Below are 17,343 nucleotides of genomic sequence, written 5' to 3' on the forward strand. Positions count from 1 at the left end.
AGCTTCAGCAGTAATCTGACAGGTGGCGCCTAGAAACCGCCGCCCGGGTCGTCATACAGTTCCATCACTCGAAGCGACTCTTCACGTTCTTTTTCTGTTGGCGCCTTCGGAGCGGCAGTCATCTTCACATGTTTTCCCATGTGTGACTTGCACATGTCCTGATTGGCGATCTTGTGCACGTTGCCGGAATCGTCCACCAGCACGGCGTCGCCTTTGATCGTGCAGGATGGGTCGCAGGTCGGCGTCATACTGCTGCCCACGCTGGTTACGCACGAAGAGGCACACACCGTGCCGCTTAACTTCATCGTGCTATCCGGGTTGTTCATGGCTTTGGACGCATCTTGTGCCTGCAATAGTCCTACGGAGCCCAGTACAACGACAAACATCCAACCGATTCGTTTCATCTCGTTTCCTCCTGGCTTGGCGATTTTGATTGAACGCAGGCGACCGGGCTACCACGTATTCGGTCTCTGCAGCACTGGGGCGGTGCTTCTTTCTCTCTTGCAGAGTCTGATGACTCCGCCCTGAGAAGGTATGCAATAAATCGAGTGCTTCTCGTCCGGGTTGCTGGATTGGTTGTCTCGATGTTGAGTGACAAACCGCGCCAACGCGCGGCGGAATAAACCATCCTTCTATTCACCTTGATCATCGAAAACGGCAGGGCTGCAGGAACATCAAGTGACCGAACAGACCATCTCGCATTACCGAATCGCCGAGAGGCTCGGTGCCGGAGGGATGGGTGTTGTTCATAAGGCGGAGGACACCGAGCTAGGTCGTTCCGTCGCCATCAAGTTCCTGCCCTCGGACGTGGTGCGCGATCAGATTGCGCTCGAACGCTTCCGCCGCGAAGCGCGCGCTGCGTCTGCCCTGAACCATCCAAACATCTGCACCATCTACGAGATCGGCCAATGGCAGGACGAGCCATATATCGTCATGGAGTATCTCGATGGCGAGACGCTCAAGCACCGCATCTCCGGCAGACCTCTCGATCTGGAAACACTGCTCGGCTTAGGCATCCAGATCGCAGATGCGCTCGATGCCGCACATGCCGAGGGCATCGTTCACCGCGACATTAAGGCAGCAAATATCTTTGTCACGCGCCGCGGGCAAGTGAAAATCCTCGATTTCGGACTGGCGAAAGTAGCCGCACGCCGTGCAGAAGTGCGTGTCACGGATTCAAACACCACGGCTGCTGCTCCTGCCGAGCAACTCACCAGTCCGGGCAGCACTCTCGGCACGGTTGCATACATGTCTCCCGAGCAGGTGCGCGGCAGGGAGGTCGATCAGCGCACGGACATTTTCTCCTTCGGTGTCGTGCTCTACGAGATGGCAACCGGGCTTCTGCCGTTTCCCGGCGAAACACCCGGACTGATCTTCGATGCCATTCTGAATCGCGCGCCTACTCCGCCCTCGCAAGCGAACCCGCAGATTCCCGCAGAGCTGGTGCGTATCATTACCAAGGCACTCGAGAAGGATCCCGAGATGCGCTATCAACATGCGAGCGACATGCGCACCGATCTCAAGCGCCTCAACCGCGAACGCGAGTCGGCCAGCACACCTGCAATTCCGGTTGCTGAGTCAAAACGCTCGTCCAGTCGCCTTCCCCTGTTCGTCGCTGCGGCCGTGCTGGTCGTCGCGATTGCCGGGGCGCTGATGATTTATCGTTCGAAGGCAAAAACAACCGCTGTTGATACGGCCGACAGGCCTGCGCCTTCCGCCGAAGTCGCTGTGCCATCCGTTCGCACAATCGCCGTGCTACCGTTCCACGATCTTTCTGGCGAAAACGAGGGAGAGTGGGGACTCGGTATGGCCGACGCAATCATCAGTCGGCTCACGACGCTGAGAAATCTTGCCGTGCGACCTACCAACTCGGTTTTGCGATATGCGAAGACGGCCGGAGATCCCGTCGAGGCCGCGCGCGAGCTTCAGGTTGATTCCGTCCTGGCAGGAACGTACCAGCGCCTGGGAAACACGACGCGCATCTCGGTTCAACTGATCGACCACGGTGCCACGCGCTGGGCTGGCCGTTTTGATCTTCAAGGCCGCGACCTGCTGCGCTTCGAAGACGATGTCGCGCAGAAGGTCGTTGAGGGCTTGAGTGTGCAGCTCTCCGGCTCCGAGCAGGAGGCACTCAAGATTCCCTCCACCTCCTCTCCTGAGGCATACAATCTCTCGTTGCAAGCCCGTGCGTACCTCAACGATTACTTCGTCACCTCGCGGCTTGAGCAACTGCGCGATGCCCGACGAGCAGCCCAGCAAGCCATTCAAAAAGATCCGGGCTTCGTGGACGCCTACTCTCTCATCACGCAGACCTTCTATTACGAGGCAGCGAATTTCCAGGAGGGCGGTGCTCGAAATCTTGCGCTTGCCGAAGAGAATGCCCGCAAGGCCGTGTCCCTGAATCCACACTCCTTCGAGGCCAATCTTTCGCTCGGCGCTGTTTACGGTGAACGAGGAAAGAATGAGCTTGCGATGCCTTTGCTGCGCGAAGCCGTAAAGCTCGCTCCGAATTCACTGACAGCCTGGGAAGACCTCGGCTATACTTACCACTACACCGGACTCACCGACCTCGCTGAAGCGGCCTTCCGTCACAGTCGCGATCTCAATCCCGCGCCGCCGCGTATCTACTGGATGCACGGGCGCATGCTGCTCTACCAAGGCAAGTACCACGAGGCGGAAGAGGAAGTCCGGCAGGGCCTTGTTCGTCATCCAGACCAGTTCAAGTTGCTCTCTTTCCTGGGATACTTTCTCTACTATCAGGGCAAGCTCGACGAGGCTGAGCAAGTGCTCAGACGCGCAGTACAACTCCGCGGTTCCAGCGGTGATGACTCGCCCCTGATTTCTCTTGCTATGGTGCACGCTGCTCGGGGACGCCGCGACTTGATCGACCCCGGCCTACTGCGCTACACGCCTGAGAGTATCGTTGACGGCGATCTCGCCGAGTGGATTGGTTCCATGTACGCGCTGCTGGGCGAAAAGCAAACGGCGCTCACCTGGTTGCGCCGAGCCGTCCAACTCGGAAATCACAACTACCCCTGGTTCCAGCGCGACAAGAACTGGGATAAGTTGCGCGATGATCCCGAGTTCCAGAGCATCATGCGCGAGGTGCGGAGCCATTGGCAGCGCTACGTTGATTTGTTCGCCCAAGCCTGAGGTTCAGGCACATTCTCGCTCATCGTCCTCGGTACACCCCGTTTTCATCCCTCGCATCCATACCCGCATAGCTAAACAAACAGGAGCTGATGGAATGGGATTATTTGGATTCGGCAATAACAAGCTGAGAGGCGCTCGTGTAGCGATCCTCGCCACCAATGGCGTTGAGCAAATAGAACTCACCAGTCCCAAGAAGGCCCTCGAGCGTGCTGGTGCAACCGTGCACGTCATCTCGCCTCATAAAGCATTCAAGGCCGGGAAGATTAAGGCGTGGAATCTCGTGAAGTGGGGCGATTCCATCAAAGTCGATGTTTCCCTCTCCGACGCGAGCGTCCATCGTTATGACGCGCTGCATCTGCCCGGCGGCGTCATGAATCCCGACTTCCTCCGCATGGATGGCGGCGCCGTCGAGTTCGTCCGTGCATTTTTCGCCGCAGGAAAGCCTGTAGCATCCATCTGCCATGGTCCGTGGCTGCTCATTGAGGCAGATGTTGTTCGCGGAACTACGCTCACCTCGTGGCCCTCGATCAAGACCGACCTCATCAATGCCGGAGCAAACTGGGTGGACAAGCAAGTAGTCGAAGACAACGGACTGGTTACGAGCCGTGGTCCCCAGGACCTCTCAGCCTTTAATCGACGAATCGTCGATTTCTTCAGCCGGCCCGTCGTCTCGGCGCGCTCCGCCGCGGCCTGAGAAGTGTTTTTCAGATGGGTTGAGACCGTAAGAAAAAAGCGCTGCTCAAATGGGCGGCGCTTTAGTATTTACCTCGCTTAACCTCGCGAAACTTCGCCTACAAGATGTAACGCGACAGATCCTGATCCTTCACGATATCCGCCAACATCTGCCGGACGTATTCGCGATCGATCTTCACTTCCTTCTCCTTCAGGTCCGGAGCTTCGAAGCTGATCTTGTCGAGCACGCGTTCCATAATCGTGTGCAGGCGGCGAGCGCCGATATTCTCTGTCGTCTCGTTCACCCGCGCGGCGAATATGGCGATCTCTTCAAGCGCGTCCGAAGTGAATTCCAGCTTCAGGTTCTCCGTTTCGAGCAGCGCCACGTATTGCTTTGTGAGCGACGATTTCGGCTCGGTCAGAATCTTGACGAAGTCTTCGACCGTCAGCGACTTCAGCTCCACGCGAATAGGGAAGCGGCCCTGCAATTCTGGAATCAGGTCGCTCGGCTTCGATACGTGGAATGCTCCGGCGGCGATGAACAGAATGTGGTCCGTGCGCAGCATTCCATACCGCGTGTTGATCGTCGTTCCTTCCACGATCGGCAGAATGTCCCGCTGCACGCCTTCGCGCGAAACATCCGGCCCATGTCCGCCTTCGCGTCCGGCGATCTTGTCGATCTCATCGAGGAAGATGATGCCGCTCTGCTCCACTCGGTCCAGCGCGGTCTTCGTCACCTGGTCCATGTCGATCAGGCGCTGTTCTTCTTCGGCGATCAGGTATTCGAATGCTTCAGCAACCTTCATCTTTCGCTTTTTCGTGCGCTGGCCAAAGATGTTGGGCAACATGTCCTTGAAGTTGATGTCCATGTCTTCAATGCCCTGGTTGCTGATGATTTCAAAGGCAGGCATGTTCTTCTCGCGCACATCGAGTTCCACCATGCGCTCGTCGAGCTTGCCTTCTCTCAATTGCTGACGCAGCTTTTCCCTCGTGCGTGAAGTGCTCTCTGCAGGCAAGGTGATCGCCGTTGAGTCGCCAGGAATCGTCGTTGGACCCGAGCCCGCGGCAAATCCCGTTGCTCCCGGAGTGCTGCTTCCCGCGCTGGCTCCATCGGTTCCCGTGGTGGTGGAAGTCGTTCCCGGCGTCGGAGGCAGCAGCAAGTCGAGAATGCGTTCTTCCGCGTTCATCTCGGCCTTTTCGGCTACGTCTTCCAGCTTTTCCTCGCGCACCATGTCGATTGCGATTTCGATCAGGTCGCGGATCATCGATTCCACGTCCCTGCCCACGTATCCGACTTCGGTGAACTTCGACGCTTCAACTTTGAGGAACGGTGAATTCGCAAGCTTCGCCAGCCTGCGCGCAATTTCGGTTTTGCCCACGCCCGTTGGCCCAATCATGATGATGTTCTTCGGCATCACCTCTTCGGCCATTTCCGGCGAGAGTTTTTGCCTGCGCATCCTGTTCCTCAGGGCGATGGCCACGGCGCGCTTCGCGTCCTGCTGGCCCACAACGTATTTATCCAACTCAGCTACAATCTCGCGCGGTGTCAGTTCGTCCAACGCGAGTGAATCTTCTTCTGCGGTCTGTGGCAAATAAATCGCCATTCCGAATCCTTTCGGCGTCCGGGCCACTTGGCTCGTTTTTCCGACGCCCACTTCAATCGCGTCCCTTGCTGGGGAGCCGCGAGTCCTACAGTTCTTCGATGGTGAACTTCTCGTTGGTGTAAATGCAGGTTTGCCCTGCGATAGTCATCGAGGCTTCGGCAACTTTTCGCGCATCTAGATCCGTGTATTCCATCAGCGCTCGTGCTGCGCTCAGAGCAAACGGCCCTCCGCTTCCGATCGCGGCGATATCGTTGTCAGGCTCAATCACGTCTCCGTTGCCGCTCAGCAGATAGGTCTGCTTCTGGTCGGCCACCAGCAGCAGAGCCTCAAGCTGGCGCAAGCTCTTATCGGTTCTCCAGTCCTTGGCCAGTTCCACGGCCGAGCGCCCTAGGTTCCCGGCAAATTGCTCGAGCTTGGTTTCAAAGCGGGCAAAGAGCGAAAAAGCATCGGCTGTCGAGCCGGCAAAGCCAGCCAGGATCTTGTCCTGGTACAGGCGCCGAATTTTGCGCGCTCCATGTTTGATCACATGATCGCCGAGAGTCACCTGCCCATCGCTCGCCATCACTACTCGTCCGTTGCGGCGTACGCACAGCACGGTAGTAGAGCGGATTCGGTTCTTTTGATTCTTGGAAGATGTCTCGGTGGAAGTAATACCAGCAGTAGATTTCATCGACATTGGCGTAGTTCACCATTATAGCAGCGCACTCACATCCATCCTTCCGAACCTCGCGTGGCCGTGGGCGACGTTCGGCTTTCGCTATTGTGTTCACCATCTATTCGCAATCTCATCGCCCACCAGCAACTCTCGCCGCGGTATTTGCCACCTAACTTCAGTGTCGGGTGCCGAATTTGCACTCTTCCCATTGACGCTATCCATTGCCGGTTGGTAGGCTTGTTGAGTCAATAAGCGAATGAGCAGGCAAGGGAGGGGCGTTCTCAACGCTCAGCGGCCACCTGCCCTCCTGTTTCTGGCTTGAGTTTGCGGCCGCATCTTTGCAATTCTTCGGAGATCACATTGCGGAAGCGCTGGTACATTCTTTTTGTCGCGCGCGACTCTGACGGTCAACTCCGCAAAATCCCCATCCCCGTACATTACCTCTACGTATTTCTCGCCGGAGCTCTCATCGGCATGTGCACCATCACCGGCATGGCTGGCTCTTACGCCCGCATGCTGTGGAAGGTGGAGCGCTTCAACGATCTGCGCGCCGAAAAGGACCAGATCAAGCGCAACTATTCGCAGCTTGAACAGGCCACCAAAGAGAAAGATGTTCAAGTAGCGTCGCTCGGTTCTATCGCCTCGGAAGTCTCGGCCATCTACGGGCTCAAGACAAACCCCCGCCTGCTGCCGACCAATGACAATGTGCAGCCCGAGCAGTATCAGGCATCGCTCAACACTCTCTACGCCCTCCGCGGATCGGCCCTTACCGGAGCCGCCGCCGCTGGCATGCAGGACGCCGGCACGCGCCGCCTTGCATCGCTTTCAGACTGGGCTCGCGCTGCAACCGCTCCATCGCTCTGGCCTGTTGAGGGACGCCTGACCAGTTCCTTCGGCGAGCGCGTCGATCCGTTCAATGGTGAAGGTGCCTTCCACAGCGGCATCGATATCTCGGTGGCCTATGGCACTCCGGTCCACGCTGCCGCCGATGGTGTAGTAACCTTCGCCGAGTTCATGAGCGGCTACGGACGCCTGATCAGCATCGATCACGGTCATGGCACCTCCACCCGCTATGGTCACCTCTCCGGATTCGCCATCTCTCCCGGCCAGCATGTTCGCCAGGGCCAGGTCATCGGATACGTCGGTACAACAGGCCGCGTCACATCGCCCCACCTGCACTACGAAGTCCGTATTCAGAGCGTTCCGGTGAATCCGCACAAGTACCTCCGCACCACCATGGCTCGCATCAATAGACACACTGAGAGCTAATCAGAACCGCCGAGCTGCTGTTTATCAGCTTGTTTCTGAGCAGAGTCAGCATTCCCATTCGCCGCTTCCATTCATCTTCAGCTCCAACTTTTGCCCTATTCCGCCGCGGAATTCACACGCATTTCACACATTTCGGAAACTTTTTCCCCGCGCCGGTGTCTGTTAAGGAGTATCTTTCCTAAACACGTGGCGTCCATTATGAGCATTGTTGATTACCTCCCAGCTAACCCTATCGTTGTCCTTGTCACCTCCTCTGCCGCCGAAGCCATTGAAGCGATGGTTCACCGGGGCATGGGTGCCGCCACCGTTGTAGATGAGCACGGCGTCGTCGCCGGCATCTTCACCGAGCGCGATGTGATGACCCGCGTCGTACTCTCCGGACGCGACCCGCACCAGATTCCTTTGCGCGAGGTGATGAGCACGCCGGTCCTTATGGCTACGCGTTCCACATCCATCGCCGAAGCCACCGCCGTCATGATCAACCACCAGAAGCGCCACTTGCCCGTGGTCGAAGACGATGGCCGCATCATCGGCATCCTCTCCATCCGCCACGTGCTTGAGCGCAAGGTGGACGAACTCACCGCACAGATTCGCGAGTCCGCCAACGTTTAGTTGACGGACTTCGTTTTATCTAACACCTCACTGAGCAAAGCTCAGCTGCTCTTTCTGTCCCTTTTCATCGGTGTTGGTTTTGTCTTTATGTCTCTTCCTGTGCTAAGCAAAAGGGCCGCCATGTTTGCTTTACTTCTCCCACCAACTTTGCAACCTTGAAACCTTGAAACTTTGAAACCTCGCCCTTTTCGAGTACTCTGCTACGTCATGCCAATTTCAGAGACTCGTCTCATCGAACGCATCCGTCTTGCCGCCGAAGCTGCGCACCCCTCGCTCCGCCGCTCCGCTCCAGCGCGTGTCACCCGCTCCATTGGAGACGACTGCGCCGTGCTCTCCACCGCTCCCGGCACAGAGACGCTCGTTACCACCGACTTCTCTCTCGAAGGCATTCACTTCCGGCGCGAGTGGCACCCTGCTGACGCGGTCGGCCATCGCTGCCTCACTCGCGGGCTATCCGACATCGCCGCCATGGGAGGTACGCCCTTTGCTGCTTTCCTGTCACTGGCTCTTCCGCACGATCTGCCACAGCGCTGGGCCGACCAGTTTTTCGATGGCCTGCTCGGCACCGCTCGCAGCGCCGGAGTCACCCTCGCCGGAGGCGATATTGCCCAGTCCCCCACGGGAGTGCTCGCCGACATCACGGTGATCGGCACGGTTCCCGAGGGCAAGGCGATCCTGCGCAGCACGGCCCGTCCCGGCGACCGAATTTTCGTCACCGGAGAACTTGGTGCTCCCTTCGCACTGCTCGAACAGATGTACGCCGCGCCCGAACGCCGCTTCCGCGCCTCGTCCTATCCGGCACACTTCTACCCGCAGGCCCAGCTTGAGGTGGCGCGCTACCTTGGCGACAAACAACTCCCCTCTGCCATGATCGACATCAGCGATGGTCTGTCAATTGATCTCGCGCGCATCTGCCGCGCCTCCGATGTCGGCGCCATCCTACAAGAAAACGCAATCCCCATCGCCTCGCTCAACCGCCATGAAGTCGAACTGCGCCACGCCCTCCACGGTGGCGACGAATACCAATTGCTATTCACCGTTCCCCCAGGCCGCCGCGTCCCCTCGGAACACAAGGGCGTTTCGATTTCGCTGATTGGCTACATTACGGAGGGCAACGAGGTCTCTATCGAGCACGAGAACGGCTACACCACCGAACTCGAACTCAAGGGATGGCAGTACTTCACGCCAGAGCCCAGTCGCGCCAATCGCCGGAGGAGATAACTCACTCGCCCCGGGGGACCAACTACCAAACGCAAAAAGGCCGCCTGTCAGGCGGCCTTCTCTGCAAACAGAACACTACGCTCGTTCGTAAAAGCGGAAGAAAAGCGACTGCTTCGAGACTGGCTCGACCTTCGCGACCAGATCCGCCAACTGCTTGTCGCTCAGTGGCGTGAACTCTTTTGCCAGCTTCACGTTTTCTTCGAGCTGCGCTATAGAGTCGCAGCCAATAATCACCGTGCTCACCGGACGCGACAGCGTGTAGTACATCGCCTCGCGCATATTCAGTGTTCCCGGCGTAGCCGCCTGCACTGCCATGCCTTCCCACGAGTGCTTTTGCTGATCGATAGGCGGAGGTGTCCACGTCGATAGAATCCTGCCGCGCGCGGGAATCTTCATGCCTATGATGCCCATCTGCCGTTCCACCGCCAGCGGCAGCAACTCTTTGTTGAAGCTGTAGTGATGCGCGTCCGCAGCATTCATCGCCAGCAGCACGGTGTCAAACGCATGCCGCCGGATGCACTCCATCAGCGCCTCGGGACGATAGTGCCCAGTCACGCCCAGGAAGCGAACGACCTTCTGCTCCTGCATCTCGCGCAGCGCTTCCATCGCGCCGCCCTTGGCAAAGATCTTTTCGACGTCGGTCATCGTGCCCACGTCGTGCAACTGCCACAAATCGATGTGGTCGGTCTTGAGCAACTGCAGCGACTTCTCGATCATGCGCAGCGAATCTTCGCGCGTGCGCTCTCTCGTCTTCGTTGCCAGAAAAGCCTCATTGCGACGGCGCTGCATCACCGCGCCAACGTACTGCTCGCTCCAGCGCTCCGGTCCGCCATAGATCGAGGATGTGTCGATGTAGTTCACGCCCAGGTCGAGAGCGCGCTCGATAATCGGCACGGCGACCTCTGCATTGTGTCCGCGCTCCAGCGCTGCCTGACCGCCAAGGCTGAAGATGCCTACGCGGAAACCGGTCTTGCCAAGATTGCGCGTCGGCATTTCCGTCTGCGTGATCGGGTTGAACGGCAACCCTGTCTTTGTCTCGACCTTTGTCGTTTCCGCCAGCGCCGAATTCGCCAGCAGTCCCACGGTGGCTGCTCCGCCGACCTTCAAGAAATCGCGTCTGCCCTGCTTGTGTCCTTGCTTTTCTTCGCTCACGTTGTCCTTCGCACCGCGCAGAAGCGCGCCCCAATCATAAACCTGCTCACGTCGATTGTGAGTGAGCAAAAAAGGCCACCCGAGCGGGTGGCCTCCTGATTCCAGACTGGTCGACTCTATTTCTTCTTCGTCGTCTTCTTTGCTGCCGCAGGCTCTGGTCCCAGCGCCGACTTCACCTGTTCAATGGTTTCGAACAGTTTCGACTGGTCCGTCACTTCGACAAACGGCACGCGAGATGAATTGCTTACAACGTAAATCGTCGGCGTTTGATGCACGCCAGTAGCGGTTCCGAGCTGGGTGTCGGCCTCAACCTTGGCTTTCAGCGCGCCGGTCGGATCGTAGAATGCGGGCAGCGCCGTGTGATGCGCGGCGGCAAACTTGTCTGCGAACTGGCGCAGGTTGGTTTTGTAGATCGACTGCTGGTTGGAAAAAATGTATCGGCGGAATTCCTCTCCCAACTGTGGCGACTGCGTGTCGAAGTAGCGCGCCATGATGTGAGCCTCCTTGCTCCACGGATGATTGGGGATCACGAAGTCATGACGCACCAGCGCGACTCCGTAATTGCGCTCGGCCTGGATCAGCAGCGGATCGGCCTTGGCGCACGCCGGACACTGCAGGTCTTCGAACACTACCAGCGCAACGCGGCTTCCTGCCGGAGGATGCAGCGCGCTCGTGTCGCCTGCCCATGCAGCCGAAACGGCGATCACAGTGATCGCAACCAGCGCAGCCAATTTCGATAAGCTCGTCATCTTCGTCATCATCGTTAGAGTCCCTTCATCTTTCTTGCGCAGGAGGCGTTACTTGTTGTCCGCCTGCAACTGCTCGATCATTGCAAATAACTGCGCACGGTCCAGCGTCTCTACAAACGGAACGCCGCGTTTGCTGTCGCTTACTACAAACACGGTTGGAGTGTGAACCACTCCCGCCCGCTGCCCCAAAACGTAATCGGCCTGCACTTTCGTCTTCAACTCGCCAGAAGGGTCATAATTCGCCGGCAACTCCATTCCATGTTGATCGGCAAAGCGCTCGGCCATACCCGCAAGGTTTTCCTTGTTGATCGACTTCTGGTTGGCATACATCCAGCGTCGGAAGTCTTCGCCAAGTTCGGGCGACCTCGTATCGAAATAGCGCGCGATCACGTGCGCCTCAAAGCTCCAGTTGTGCTGCGGCAAAGGAAAGTCGTGCCGCACGAGCGGGACCTTGTACTTGGCAACGGCCTCTTGCAGCAAGGGTTCGGCGTCGGCGCAGTCTGGGCATTGCAGGTCTTCAAAGGCGACCAGTGCTACGTGCGCGCCCTGCGGAGGCCGCAGCGCGCTTGTGTCTCCGGCCCTCATCAGGCCAGGTATGAGGACGAAACTCAGTACGGCAGCAAGTCGCAGATACCAGGCGACTTTCCTTGTGCCCATCCGCGGGCTCCTTTCGTTCTGGCCTCTCATGATAGACGAAGCATGGCGGACGCGCACTGCGAGCGGGAGTATTCGCAATCGGCGATTGTGCATGCGCGCAAAAAAAGAGAGACGCGGATTGTGTCCACGCCTCGATGCGATGCAAAAGGAGGTTACTTATGCCAGTTAGACGAAGCAGCGTAGCGGTCGTTAGCAGTGGAATGAAAAATTTCTGTTTGTTGATCGATTTATTACCGCAGGCGGCGGGGAGTGATGCAGGTTGACAATACCGCGAGCGTGGTCGGCGGGCATTGCTCAGAGGGTTATAGCCATTGCAGGAAAGGGTTCATTCTAAGGTCAATACTTCAATCCACAGCACGTGCGAGTAGAATCACCTCATGGCAGTCACAGTTCGCTCGTTTGCAAAGATCAACGTCGGATTGGCGATTGGCGAGGTGCGCCCCGACCGCATGCACGCCCTGGAAACCATCTACCAGACGATTGCCGCTCACGATGTCATCCGTGTTGAAGCCGCGCGGGGAAACGGAATCGAGATCCGCTGCAAGAATCCGCAGGTCCCTTGCGACGAGAGCAATACCTGCTATCGCCTGGCGGAGCGGATGTTGCGCTACTGGAAGCAGCGGGCCAAGGTGATGATCACTATCGAGAAGAACCTTCCGGTGCAGGGCGGACTGGGCGCGGGTTCGTCGAATGCCGTGGCCACGCTATTCGCGCTTGAGCGCGAGATGAAGGAAGAGCTTCCGGCCGAGGAGCGGTTGCGCATTGCGGCCGAGGTGGGTTCGGATTTGCCCTTGTTTTTGCTGGGTGGAACGGTGCTAGGCGTGGGACGCGGAGAGCAGGTCTATCCCTTGCAGGATTTGCCGGCGATTGCCTGCGTGCTGGTGACGCCGAAGGTTGCGGTTTCCACTCCGCAGGCATTTCGCGATTGGGACGCGTTTGTCGCGAGCCAGGGCGAGGCGGGCGCATTGACTCAAAATCAGGGCTCCGTTACACTATCTAAGTTCAATCGCTCCGCATTTGAGTGGTTGAGCCACCTGCATGAATCCGGTGTTCCCGTCGAAAAAGATGGGGACCGGGCCGAGACTCCGCTTCTCGACCTCGTCCGAGCCGGGATAGAAAACGATTTCGAAAGAGTCGTCTTTCCTCAGTATCCCGAATTGCGTGACGTGAAGCGAGTATTTGAACGCGAAGGCGCCGATTATGCTTCGCTCTCCGGCTCAGGTTCTACGATGTATGGGTTGTTCCGTACTCGTGAACGTGCAGTAGAAGCAGCCGAACGGATGAGCGCGGAAGGATTGGCGACAACCGTCACTCAAACGCTGACTCGCAGTGAGTATCGCGGTCAGATGTTTGTGAAGTAGCTTCGGCGATTCTTACTGGGCGGTAGACTAATGGTAGGTCAAGTGCCTTTGGAGCACTTCGTCCAGGTTCGAATCCTGGCCGCCCAGCCAGACCACAGGTCAAGGCAGTAACAGCAGTGAAGCTGTGCCGCGAGATTGCTCGATCGCGAGACGGTTGAAAGATGTCGCGCGCGGCCAACTTCGATTTCACGCGAATCAGGTGGGGATCAACCAGTCCCCCGCGAGGATAACGATGGAAGCAGTACCGAAGAGTGCAGTAACGGCAGCCGCCGAAGCCACACAGACGGCGCCGGAAGTCGGATCAGCGACCCCAGCCAAGGGAGTCGCCGAGCAAACTAAGGGTGACAAGAAACCTGTCACTGTTCGCCGCGATGATAAACTTCGCATTTTCTGCGGCAGTTCCAATCCCGCGCTGGCCAAGGAAGTCTGCGATTTCCTGGGGCTCCCGGTCGGGCAGATGTTCCTGACACAGTTCTCCGACGGCGAGATTTACGTGCAGATTCTGGAGAACGTTCGCGGCGCTGATGTGTTCCTCATTCAGCCCACCTGCGATCCGGTTTCGCACAACCTGATGCAGTTGCTGCTTATTATTGACGCGCTCAAGCGTGCGTCGGCACGCCGCATCACGGTCGTGATTCCTTATTTTGGCTACGCCCGTCAGGACCGCAAGGACAAGCCGCGCGTTCCGATCAGCTCCAAGCTCGTTGCCGACATTCTTACCACTGCAGGCGCCAACCGCGCCCTCGTCGTTGACCTTCACGCTCCGCAGATCCAGGGCTTCTTTAATATTCCGGTGGATCATCTGTTTGCCTCCCCGGTCCTGGTCGATCATTTCCGCAAGCTGAACCTGCCGAACCTGACGGTGGTTTCGCCCGATGCCGGCGGCGTGGAACGCGCCCGCTTCTTTGCCAAGAAAATGGATGCTCCGATGGCGATCGTTGACAAGCGCCGCACGGAGATCAACGTAACTGAAGTGATGAACGTGATCGGCGATGTGCGCGGGCGCACTTGCCTGATCCTTGATGACATTGTGGACACGGCGGGAACGCTGGTGAAGACCGTACAGGCGCTGCTGGATAATGGCGCGGTTTCGGTTTCAGCCTGCGCCTCCCACGCAGTGCTTTCCGGACCGGCCATCGAGCGCATCTCAAAGTCGAACCTGAAAGAGCTGATTGTTACCAACACAATTCCGCTGAGCGAGGCGGGGCAGAAGGAACCGAAGATCAAGGTGCTTTCGATCGCCGGTCTCATCGCGCGTGCGATCCAGTCGATCCACGAAGAGACCTCGGTGAGCAAGCTGTTTAGCTAAGTCCTGGCGCACACGGCGTGCAACAGGGCGCGAACTGAATTCAGACGTAGAAGGAACTGAACTGATGGCAACCGCAACTGCAACAAACACAGTGGAAGCGAAGATTCGCGAAGCTTCCGACAAGAACGCTGCGCGCCGTCTGCGCACCACCGGAATGATTCCGGCAGTGCTGTACGGTGCCAAGAAGGACCCGCGCGCAATCGCTGTCGATCCCAAGCAGATCCTGAAGATCCTGCATTCGGAGTCGGGTCACAACACGATTTTCGACATCTCGCTGGACGGCGAGCAAACCAAGGCCATGGTGGTGGATTGGCAGTACGAGCCGCTGAAGGGCAGCCTGCTGCACGTTGACCTGAAGCGCATTGCGATGGATCAGAAGATGCGTCTTTCGGTTCCGGTTCACATCGAAGGCGAATCCAAGAGCGTGAAGGACGCCGGCGGCTTGCTGGATCTGGTTCTGCGCGAAATCCAGATCGAGTGCCTGCCGACGGATATCCCGTCGCACATCACGGTCAATGTCAGCGAACTGAATCAGGGAGACGCGATCCGTGTCGCCGACCTGCCGCAGAACCCGGGCGTCAAGTACCTGAACGATCCCGACGCGACGGTCGTGCACGTCACCTTCGTGAAGGAAGAAGCTGCGGCTCCTGCCGAGGGCACTGAGACCGCTGCGGCCGAGCCTGAAGTCATCAAGAAGGGCAAGACCGAAGCCGAGCCTGAAGCTGCGGGCAAGGATACGAAGAAGAAATAAACGCCGTGCCGGGCTCACTGTGATTCGTTGCATGAGCCCCCGGCGATGGAAGAGGTTCGAGGGTGAAACTGATTGTCGGGCTCGGGAATCCGGGCATCGAGTACCAGTTCACACCGCATAACATGGGGTTTCTGGCGATCGATCGCATCGCCGGGCAGTGCGGAGTGAAAGTTGCAAACCGCCACTGCAGGGCAGTCACGGCGCGAGCGATCGTAGAGGGACAGCCGGTTTTGCTGGCCAAGCCCGAAACGTACATGAACCTCAGTGGGGAGTCCGTCAGGGAGTTGCTGGAACGCTACGAATGCGACCCGGCCAAAGACCTGATCGTGCTGTATGACGACCTGGCACTCCCATATGGCTCCATCCGCATCCGCGAGCGCGGCAGTGCTGGCGGACATAACGGGATGAAGTCAATCATCGCCTGCCTCGGCGGTTCGCAGGAATTCTTGCGGATTCGCCTGGGGGTAGCGCCGGGGCACAAGGTGACAAACGGCAAAGAGTACCTGCTGTCACCGATCCGGAAGGCGCATATGCAGTTGGCCGATGAGGCTCTGGACGCGAGCAGTGAGGCGGTTCGAGTGATTTTGACGCAAGGCGCGTCATCCGCGATGAACCGGTTTAACAAGATAGGGAACGACGCCGGGCAGGCGGAGTAAGGATTAGGGCCAGCGCAAGCGCAGCCCAGGAGAGAACAGATGGATCGCAAATATGAAGTGATGTTCATCCTTCGTCCCGATACACCCGAGGAGGACATCGAGCGCCTCCTCCAGACGATGGAGACCAACGTTGCCGCAACGGGTGGCAAGGTGACTGGCTTTGAACGCATGGGCAAGCGTCGCCTGGCGTACACGGTGAAGAAGTTCCAGGACGGCATCTATGTTCTGGCTTTCGTGGAAGGCCCCGGCTCGGTGCTGAAGGAACTGGAACGCCGTCTGCGCGTGCAGGAACTCGTTATCAAGTTCATCACCGTGCGCACCGACGAGGAAGATAAGCGGCTGGCGAAGGTCAAGAAGCTGCGCGACTCGAAGGTAAGAGGCCAGGGAACGCAGGGTCAGGCAGCGGCAGCTCAGGCAGCCGAAGTCGCAGCCCAGGCGGAGACTTCTCAAGCAGCGCCGCAAGCAACACCGGAAGCAGCTCCGGCGGAAGTTCCTCCGGCGACTGTGTAGGCAAGCGCCCCTCTCACGAGGTGGCGGAGAGCGCGATAGGTCGCGCTCGGAACATAAGTTCAGGCGCCGTGGGCGCCAACAAGGAGAGTTATGGCAGACGAGAGCACCAAACAGGCAGCTCCGGAAAAGTCCGAAGCAGCGGCACCTGATGCCGCAGCACGTCCCTCGGGTCCCCGTTCTTCGTCGGGACCGCGCCAGGGCGGACGCCCCGGTGCCACGGGCCGCGATGGTGGCCGCAAGTTCTTCCGGCGCAAGAAGGTTTGCAAATTCTGCACCGAGAAGATCGACAACATCAACTATAAGGACGTTCGCTTGCTTTCCGGTTTTGTTGCCGAGAGCGGCAAGATCGTTCCTCGCCGCCTGACGGGCGTTTGCACCCCGCACCAGCGCCGCGTTACCGAGGCCATCAAGCAGGCGCGCAACATCGCTCTGCTGCCGTTTGCCGCCGGCCACTGAGCCTGGGCGCACGGCTGAAACTAGAGAGGGATTGAGTCATGGAAGTCATTCTGAAAGAAGATGTTGCCAAGTTGGGCGTGCGCGGCGAAGTGGTCAACGTAGCCGAGGGCTACGGCCGCAACTACCTGCTGCCCAAGAAGCTAGCGGTTCAGGCGACGGCGGCGAATAAGGCCGTCATCGAGCAGATGAAGGCCGCCGCGGTGCGCAAGCTGGCGAAGGAAAAGGGCGATGCCGAGCTGCTGGCAAAGCAGTTCGACGGCGTCAGCCTGCACTTTGTCCGCAAGGCGGGCGAAAACGACGCGCTGTTCGGTTCGGTTACCTCGGCTGACATCGCGCATGAGCTGGAAGGCCGCGGCTTTAACATTGATCGCCGCAAGATCGAGCTGGATCAGCAGATCAAGTCGCTGGGCGAGTTCAACGTGCCAGTCAAGCTGCACAAGGAAGTCACGGTGCAGATCAAGGTCACGGTGACCAAGCAGGACAGCGAAGCAGCTGCCGAGTAGCTTTGGTTTAAGGTAAGTGAGAGGCCGGCGTCCGAGGGCGCTGGCCTTTCTTT

At 58.4% G+C, this 17,343-nt stretch carries 18 protein-coding genes and 1 tRNA gene; 13 read left to right on the plus strand and 6 right to left on the minus strand.

Features of this window, described 5'->3' with window-relative positions; all coding sequences use genetic code 11:
* Nucleotides 1–29: 29 nt before the first annotated feature.
* Nucleotides 30–404 (minus strand): hypothetical protein, encoded by a 375-nt coding sequence (locus AC6IY8_RS16345; protein ID WP_497775655.1) that lies wholly within the window; start codon nucleotides 402–404, stop codon nucleotides 30–32.
* A gap of 274 nt (nucleotides 405–678) precedes the next feature.
* On the opposite strand from AC6IY8_RS16345, the gene AC6IY8_RS16350 reads away from it, so the two are divergent.
* Nucleotides 679–3,153, plus strand: coding sequence for a protein kinase domain-containing protein (locus tag AC6IY8_RS16350; protein ID WP_497775657.1), 2,475 nt, complete (start codon nucleotides 679–681; stop codon nucleotides 3,151–3,153).
* Between the two features lie 94 nt (nucleotides 3,154–3,247).
* Nucleotides 3,248–3,847 carry a type 1 glutamine amidotransferase domain-containing protein gene (locus tag AC6IY8_RS16355; RefSeq protein ID WP_497775659.1) on the plus strand — a complete coding sequence of 200 codons (600 nt, stop codon included), beginning with the start codon at nucleotides 3,248–3,250 and terminating at the stop codon, nucleotides 3,845–3,847.
* A 97-nt stretch (nucleotides 3,848–3,944) separates the two neighbouring features.
* Here AC6IY8_RS16355 and hslU read toward each other — a convergent pair whose 3' ends face one another.
* Nucleotides 3,945–5,429, minus strand: coding sequence for an ATP-dependent protease ATPase subunit HslU (gene hslU / locus AC6IY8_RS16360; protein WP_497775661.1), 1,485 nt, complete (start codon nucleotides 5,427–5,429; stop codon nucleotides 3,945–3,947).
* 85 nt (nucleotides 5,430–5,514) lie between these two features.
* A complete protein-coding gene (hslV, locus tag AC6IY8_RS16365) occupies nucleotides 5,515–6,099 on the minus strand; it encodes an ATP-dependent protease subunit HslV (RefSeq protein WP_497775663.1) in 585 nt (194 codons plus the stop codon).
* Nucleotides 6,100–6,444: 345 nt separating this feature from the next.
* On the opposite strand from hslV, the gene AC6IY8_RS16370 reads away from it, so the two are divergent.
* From AC6IY8_RS16370 to thiL, 3 genes are all read left to right on the plus strand, one after another.
* Nucleotides 6,445–7,353 carry a M23 family metallopeptidase gene (locus tag AC6IY8_RS16370; RefSeq protein WP_497775664.1) on the plus strand — a complete coding sequence of 303 codons (909 nt, stop codon included), beginning with the start codon at nucleotides 6,445–6,447 and terminating at the stop codon, nucleotides 7,351–7,353.
* Nucleotides 7,354–7,551: 198 nt separating this feature from the next.
* Nucleotides 7,552–7,965, plus strand: a complete 414-nt coding sequence (locus tag AC6IY8_RS16375; protein ID WP_497775665.1) for a CBS domain-containing protein — start codon at nucleotides 7,552–7,554, stop codon at nucleotides 7,963–7,965.
* A gap of 207 nt (nucleotides 7,966–8,172) precedes the next feature.
* A complete protein-coding gene (gene thiL / locus AC6IY8_RS16380; protein WP_497775667.1) occupies nucleotides 8,173–9,186 on the plus strand; it encodes a thiamine-phosphate kinase in 1,014 nt (337 codons plus the stop codon).
* A 75-nt stretch (nucleotides 9,187–9,261) separates the two neighbouring features.
* Here the strand turns inward: thiL and AC6IY8_RS16385 are convergent, their stop codons facing one another.
* The 3 genes from AC6IY8_RS16385 to AC6IY8_RS16395 all read right to left on the minus strand — a co-directional run bounded on the left by AC6IY8_RS16385 (nucleotide 9,262) and on the right by AC6IY8_RS16395 (nucleotide 11,744).
* Entirely contained in the window at nucleotides 9,262–10,338 is a 1,077-nt protein-coding gene (locus AC6IY8_RS16385; RefSeq protein WP_497775668.1) for an aldo/keto reductase, read from the minus strand.
* A 116-nt stretch (nucleotides 10,339–10,454) separates the two neighbouring features.
* Nucleotides 10,455–11,087, minus strand: a complete 633-nt coding sequence (locus AC6IY8_RS16390) for a DsbA family protein (protein ID WP_497775669.1) — start codon at nucleotides 11,085–11,087, stop codon at nucleotides 10,455–10,457.
* A 48-nt stretch (nucleotides 11,088–11,135) separates the two neighbouring features.
* Nucleotides 11,136–11,744, minus strand: a complete 609-nt coding sequence (locus AC6IY8_RS16395) for a DsbA family protein (RefSeq protein WP_497775671.1) — start codon at nucleotides 11,742–11,744, stop codon at nucleotides 11,136–11,138.
* Nucleotides 11,745–12,121: 377 nt separating this feature from the next.
* Here AC6IY8_RS16395 and ispE point away from each other — a divergent pair, with 377 nt between their 5' ends.
* The 8 genes from ispE to rplI all read left to right on the plus strand — a co-directional run bounded on the left by ispE (nucleotide 12,122) and on the right by rplI (nucleotide 17,290).
* The gene (ispE, locus tag AC6IY8_RS16400; RefSeq protein WP_497775672.1) at nucleotides 12,122–13,105 is read left to right on the plus strand and encodes a 4-(cytidine 5'-diphospho)-2-C-methyl-D-erythritol kinase; all 984 of its coding nucleotides are present in this window, start codon (nucleotides 12,122–12,124) and stop codon (nucleotides 13,103–13,105) included.
* Nucleotides 13,106–13,121: 16 nt separating this feature from the next.
* A tRNA-Gln gene (locus AC6IY8_RS16405) sits at nucleotides 13,122–13,195 on the plus strand.
* 142 nt (nucleotides 13,196–13,337) lie between these two features.
* The gene (locus tag AC6IY8_RS16410; protein ID WP_497775674.1) at nucleotides 13,338–14,414 is read left to right on the plus strand and encodes a ribose-phosphate diphosphokinase; all 1,077 of its coding nucleotides are present in this window, start codon (nucleotides 13,338–13,340) and stop codon (nucleotides 14,412–14,414) included.
* Nucleotides 14,415–14,478: 64 nt separating this feature from the next.
* On the plus strand, nucleotides 14,479–15,165 hold the full coding sequence (locus AC6IY8_RS16415; RefSeq protein WP_497775675.1) for a 50S ribosomal protein L25: 687 nt from the start codon (nucleotides 14,479–14,481) through the stop codon (nucleotides 15,163–15,165).
* Nucleotides 15,166–15,227: 62 nt separating this feature from the next.
* Entirely contained in the window at nucleotides 15,228–15,821 is a 594-nt protein-coding gene (gene pth, locus AC6IY8_RS16420; protein WP_497775676.1) for an aminoacyl-tRNA hydrolase, read from the plus strand.
* Nucleotides 15,822–15,860: 39 nt separating this feature from the next.
* The gene (gene rpsF, locus AC6IY8_RS16425) at nucleotides 15,861–16,331 is read left to right on the plus strand and encodes a 30S ribosomal protein S6 (protein ID WP_497775678.1); all 471 of its coding nucleotides are present in this window, start codon (nucleotides 15,861–15,863) and stop codon (nucleotides 16,329–16,331) included.
* Nucleotides 16,332–16,421: 90 nt separating this feature from the next.
* The gene (rpsR, locus tag AC6IY8_RS16430; RefSeq protein ID WP_497775680.1) at nucleotides 16,422–16,787 is read left to right on the plus strand and encodes a 30S ribosomal protein S18; all 366 of its coding nucleotides are present in this window, start codon (nucleotides 16,422–16,424) and stop codon (nucleotides 16,785–16,787) included.
* Nucleotides 16,788–16,825: 38 nt separating this feature from the next.
* Nucleotides 16,826–17,290 carry a 50S ribosomal protein L9 gene (gene rplI, locus AC6IY8_RS16435; protein ID WP_497775681.1) on the plus strand — a complete coding sequence of 155 codons (465 nt, stop codon included), beginning with the start codon at nucleotides 16,826–16,828 and terminating at the stop codon, nucleotides 17,288–17,290.
* The last annotated feature ends 53 nt before the right edge of the window (nucleotides 17,291–17,343 follow it).

This window comes from Koromonas soli (assembly GCF_059726265.1).

Bases quoted from the DNA above. Each gene is read 5' to 3' on its own strand.
- AC6IY8_RS16390 (WP_497775669.1), bottom strand. From the start codon at position 11,087: ATGACGAGCTTATCGAAATTGGCTGCGCTGGTTGCGATCACTGTGATC.
- AC6IY8_RS16410 (WP_497775674.1), top strand. From the start codon at position 13,338: ATGGAAGCAGTACCGAAGAGTGCAGTAACGGCAGCCGCCGAAGCCACA.
- AC6IY8_RS16415 (WP_497775675.1), top strand. From the start codon at position 14,479: ATGGCAACCGCAACTGCAACAAACACAGTGGAAGCGAAGATTCGCGAA.
- AC6IY8_RS16345 (WP_497775655.1), bottom strand. From the start codon at position 404: ATGAAACGAATCGGTTGGATGTTTGTCGTTGTACTGGGCTCCGTAGGA.
- AC6IY8_RS16375 (WP_497775665.1), top strand. From the start codon at position 7,552: ATGAGCATTGTTGATTACCTCCCAGCTAACCCTATCGTTGTCCTTGTC.
- hslU (WP_497775661.1), bottom strand. From the start codon at position 5,429: ATGGCGATTTATTTGCCACAGACCGCAGAAGAAGATTCACTCGCGTTG.
- AC6IY8_RS16355 (WP_497775659.1), top strand. From the start codon at position 3,248: ATGGGATTATTTGGATTCGGCAATAACAAGCTGAGAGGCGCTCGTGTA.
- hslV (WP_497775663.1), bottom strand. From the start codon at position 6,099: ATGAAATCTACTGCTGGTATTACTTCCACCGAGACATCTTCCAAGAAT.
- AC6IY8_RS16395 (WP_497775671.1), bottom strand. From the start codon at position 11,744: ATGGGCACAAGGAAAGTCGCCTGGTATCTGCGACTTGCTGCCGTACTG.
- rpsR (WP_497775680.1), top strand. From the start codon at position 16,422: ATGGCAGACGAGAGCACCAAACAGGCAGCTCCGGAAAAGTCCGAAGCA.
- thiL (WP_497775667.1), top strand. From the start codon at position 8,173: ATGCCAATTTCAGAGACTCGTCTCATCGAACGCATCCGTCTTGCCGCC.
- rpsF (WP_497775678.1), top strand. From the start codon at position 15,861: ATGGATCGCAAATATGAAGTGATGTTCATCCTTCGTCCCGATACACCC.
- ispE (WP_497775672.1), top strand. From the start codon at position 12,122: ATGGCAGTCACAGTTCGCTCGTTTGCAAAGATCAACGTCGGATTGGCG.
- rplI (WP_497775681.1), top strand. From the start codon at position 16,826: ATGGAAGTCATTCTGAAAGAAGATGTTGCCAAGTTGGGCGTGCGCGGC.